The following is a 4,041-nucleotide window of genomic DNA, read 5'->3' as shown; positions in this document are numbered from 1 at the left end:
ATAACAAAAAATCCACTCCGAAGAGTGGACCTTTCAAAAGATAAAAACTATTAATCAACACCATTTGACACAGAGCCCGATAAACACCGCATGCAAAGCCGCTAACAACACACTTTGCGTTTGCGGTGCAGCCGCATGGCCTGCCACCGCGCGGTTCAACGCCGCCATGCTGACTGGGCCGCGCCAGGCATTCAACACCATATTCAAGATCGCGCCATAGATGCCTGTCATCACCGTTTGCCCCAGTGACCGGCCGAGCGTCAACAGCGCCGTCGCCGAACCGACTAAGGCATCTGGGGCAAGATGTTGGCTCAACACCGTATTCATGCTGATCACAATCCCCATCCCCGCCCCATTGACGGCAGCGATCACATAAAACCCCCAAGCCGGAAAGCCGCGTCCAGAAAACACCAGCACCGCATAAAATACCCATTGCACACTGGTCACGATCAAGGTGAGCTTGCGCGGCACCATATGCCGCAATAGCCAAGCCACAGCAAAAGACGCCGCCAGCCACATCACTGAACTGGATGACACCACCAATCCCGCTTGGGTGGCGCCTGAGTGATACAAGGCTTGCAGCCAAATCGGGAAATACACTTGATAAGCGATCAACACCCCGCTCAAGATTGCCGCAGTTAAGATCTGGATGCTAAACGTCCGGCTGGTGAACAACGCTGGCGCGATCAGCGGCTCTGGCGCCTTTTGTTCTTGGCGGCATAACCCGATGGCGGCGGCCACGGCCACGACCAACAAGCCTAGGGCGACGACCCAGTGCGTCGCTAAGACTTGTACCGCCAGCAGCAAGCTCACCAGCGCCACACTCAGCCATGCGATCCCCAAACCATCCAGGTGCAATGGCTTAGGCGTGACGGTTTCATGATAGCCAAATGCCACTAACCCAAGCACAACGACCCCCAGCGGCACATTCACGAAAAAGACCCAATGCCAGCTGAGCCGGTCGACTAAAAAACCGCCTAATAACGGTCCGATCAAAGCCGACAAGCCCCAAGCCGTGTTGTTCAAAGCCAACACCTGTGCGCGATGGGCGTAATCAAAGAAATCGGCAATAATGGTAAACGTCAATGGCATCACCGCGCCGGCACCGATCCCTTGCACGGCGCGCGCAGCGATCAGCCATAAGATGCTTGGCGCCAACCCGCTGCCTAAAGACCCCAAGGTAAACACCGCCACGCCCCAAGTAAACAGCGGCTTGCGCCCATAAGCATCGGCGAGTTTGCCATAAATCGGCGTGGTCACCGCAGTAGTCAATAAGTAAGCGGCCATGATCCAGCTTTGCCAAGCCAGTCCATGCAGCGCCGCAATGATGGCCGGCAGCGCCGTCGTCACGATCGTCACTTCGACCGAGGTCATAAATGTTGCAATAAAAACAGCGAGCATCACCAGCCCGCGATTGCCTTTCGCCATGATCTGCCTCCTTCGTTTCTAGGTCATGCTAACGCAATTTTTGCGTGCTGACAAAAGCCCATCCGATGCCTTTAATTGTGTCAAAGTGGGTTAAGCGCTTTTATTCGTGTCGACAACTATACTTCTGCCGCGTTTTCCCGGATAATAAGAAGATACTTACGGAGGAGTGAAAGACATGTCAATTGTTACCCGGCCGCGGCGCCGGATCGGCACGATCCTGGCTGCCTTAGCGGTCACCATCAGCTTGATCGGCTGCAGCAGCCAAACCACTTTATCTAAAGACCAAGCTGCCGCGAAGATCACCGCCGCGCAAACCACCCACGCTGACTTGGCCAAACGCGCCAGTGCAGCGGATGCCTTAGCGGCCAAGCTCGCCAAACAAGCGACCTTGCTGGAAGCGGAAGTGGCTAAGGGCCAAGCTGCCCAAGCCAAAGCGGAAAGTACCCGCGACGCCGCCAAGAGCTCACTGGCCGCCGCCCAGTCTGCCGCTAGCGCCAGTGCTGCCAGCGCTCAAGCAGCCGCCGCCAGCCAAGCGCAAGCGGCCAGTACCGCGGCAGCACAAGCCCACCAACCACAAGCGCAAACCCCAGCCGGCGGCCATGCCCCGGTGAATCACGGCGACATGAACACCGCTGCCACTGGCCGCATCGTCGGGAACGCAAACTCTAAGATCTATCACGTCCCTGGCCAAGCCGGCTACCGGATGAATTCAGCCAATGCGGTATATTTTAACTCTGAAGCCGAAGCCCAAGCGGCCGGCTACCGCAAGTCGCTGCGCTAGGAGGATACAATGAAAAAAATAGCTACCTGGCTGGTTGCCGCTGCGATCATGCTCACCGCCACCGGCTGCGGCCAACAAGCCGATCAAGCCACCACCAAGCAACAAAGCCAACTCAGCAGTTTGACCAAGGCCAATCACCAGACCAAACAGCAAGTCGCCAGTCAAGAAAGTGCCAACAGCCAAACTGCCAGCACTATCGCCAGCTTAAAAACCACGCTGAACCGCCAAAGCCAAGCCGCCAGTGCTGCCAACAGCGAGGCCGCCAAGCAAGCTGCGGCTGCCAAAAACAGCCCGGCACCAAAAGCTCAACCGACTGCTGTCGACACCAGCGCGACTTTAGCCGCCAAAAACTATGCCGGACAACAAGAGCTCACCATTAATAGCGACAAACCAGGCTTTTCTGCCGCCGAATTGAACACCGCCGGCGGCGCTTGGGAAAAATATAGCGATTTAGACCAACTCAACCGCGCCACCGATGCCAATGCGCTGTTGAACCAGTCATTGATGCCCAGCACCAAGCGCGAACCGCTGACTTGGGACCCGACTGGCTGGCACAACCGCCGCACCGCCCATGGCTGGCTGTATAACCGCAGCCACTTGATCGGGTTTCAACTGTCTGGGGAAAACAACAACCCCAAAAACCTCATGACTGGCACCCAATCGTTGAACAACCCGTTGATGCTAGCCCATGAAATGGACATTGCCACTTATCTGAAAGCTGACGCCAAACGCTATGTCCGTTATGAAGTGCGGCCGATTTTTCGCGGCAATGAATTAGTGGCCCGCGGTGTGCAAATGCGCGCGCAAAGCATCGGCGACAATACGATCAGCTTCAACGTCTATATTTTCAACATCGAAGCCGGCTACACGATCGATTACGCCACCGGTACGAGTACCAACAGCTGAACATCACCAAGAGCTGAGACCTCAAGCGGTTTTAGCCCACGACAAAAGCGCCTTGGGACCACATTCGCGGTTAGGTCCCAAGGCGTTTTTGTCGCTGGACGCGGCTTGGTAAAACGCGCTTAACCGCTGATATCCTGGCCACGTTTGCCAGCAGCCACATAGTCGCTGGCATCAAACTCGTCAAAAGCAAACTGGCCAGTTTGATACACCGCATGGGTAACACTGGCGTTATGCAGCGTTTTTTGCCCATACAGCGGGTAGCCCAGCGCCTCTAGCCACAATAAGATCACCGTGCCATGGGCGACGACCATCACGCGGCCTGAGGCACTCGCCATGATCTGGCGGATCGCGTGATCAAAGCGCTGTTGCACCGCTTGATGCGTTTCCGCGGCTGGATCCAGCTGATGGACCCCATCGGCGACTTGCGCTAAGGTCGCCGCTTCTGGATGCGGCATCAGCGTCTTTAATGCCGTGGTGCGCTCACTTTGCAAACGCCCTTCAAAGCTTGCGTAATCTTCTTCGCGCAAGCCCACGTCAGCTTGCACCGGCAAATCACTTTGGCCATTGGCCGCCAAAGCGAGTTTGGCGGTATCTTGAGCGCGCACCAAATCACTGGCATACGCGGCGTCAAATTGGATCCCCGCTTTGGCAAACCCGCGGCCTAACGCCTGCGCATCGGCGCGGCCGACTGGCGTCAATGCCGAATCTGCCAAGCCTTGCACGCGCTTTTGCACGTTATAAACGGTTTGCCCATGGCGGATCAAATATAATTCTGTCATTTTTGCCCTCCTGATCACAATGTGCTTATTCTACCATACGGATACAGCAAAAAAACGACCCTAGACGAAGATGAAGTGCAATAGAAAAGTTAGACAATTTAGATTTTGAATTATGCAACTATGGCTTGTTCCCGGTATTCTACTGGG

4 protein-coding genes are annotated in these 4,041 nt (G+C 55.8%); 2 read left to right on the top strand and 2 right to left on the bottom strand.

Going from position 1 to position 4,041, the window contains the following annotated elements:
* Nucleotides 1-54: 54 nt before the first annotated feature.
* Complete coding sequence (locus EKM91_RS13560) at nt 55-1,428, bottom strand: MFS transporter (RefSeq protein WP_225419542.1); 1,374 nt, start codon at nt 1,426-1,428, stop codon at nt 55-57.
* Between the two features lie 175 nt (nt 1,429-1,603).
* Here EKM91_RS13560 and EKM91_RS13555 point away from each other — a divergent pair, with 175 nt between their 5' ends.
* Together EKM91_RS13555 and EKM91_RS13550 are read left to right on the top strand one after the other, a co-directional pair.
* Entirely contained in the window at nt 1,604-2,209 is a 606-nt protein-coding gene (locus tag EKM91_RS13555; RefSeq protein ID WP_125754423.1) for a sunset domain-containing protein, read from the top strand.
* 9 nt (nt 2,210-2,218) lie between these two features.
* Nucleotides 2,219-3,115: a DNA/RNA non-specific endonuclease gene (locus EKM91_RS13550; protein ID WP_125754422.1), complete on the top strand. Its 897-nt coding sequence runs from the start codon at nt 2,219-2,221 to the stop codon at nt 3,113-3,115.
* 119 nt (nt 3,116-3,234) lie between these two features.
* On the opposite strand, the gene EKM91_RS13545 is transcribed toward EKM91_RS13550, so the two are convergent.
* Nucleotides 3,235-3,894, bottom strand: coding sequence for a histidine phosphatase family protein (locus tag EKM91_RS13545; protein ID WP_125754421.1), 660 nt, complete (start codon nt 3,892-3,894; stop codon nt 3,235-3,237).
* Nucleotides 3,895-4,041 lie beyond the last annotated feature (147 nt).

Origin of the sequence: Lacticaseibacillus baoqingensis (assembly GCF_003946165.1) — a bacterium.
Classification (GTDB): Bacteria; Bacillota; Bacilli; order Lactobacillales; family Lactobacillaceae; genus Lacticaseibacillus; species Lacticaseibacillus baoqingensis.
This window is presented reverse-complemented; position numbering and strand designations above follow the sequence as displayed.

Excerpts from the sequence above, each read along its gene's own strand:
- EKM91_RS13555 (WP_125754423.1), top strand. The coding sequence starts at position 1,604 with ATGTCAATTGTTACCCGGCCGCGGCGCCGGATCGGCACGATCCTGGCT.
- EKM91_RS13550 (WP_125754422.1), top strand. The coding sequence starts at position 2,219 with ATGAAAAAAATAGCTACCTGGCTGGTTGCCGCTGCGATCATGCTCACC.
- EKM91_RS13560 (WP_225419542.1), bottom strand. The coding sequence starts at position 1,428 with ATGGCGAAAGGCAATCGCGGGCTGGTGATGCTCGCTGTTTTTATTGCA.
- EKM91_RS13545 (WP_125754421.1), bottom strand. The coding sequence starts at position 3,894 with ATGACAGAATTATATTTGATCCGCCATGGGCAAACCGTTTATAACGTG.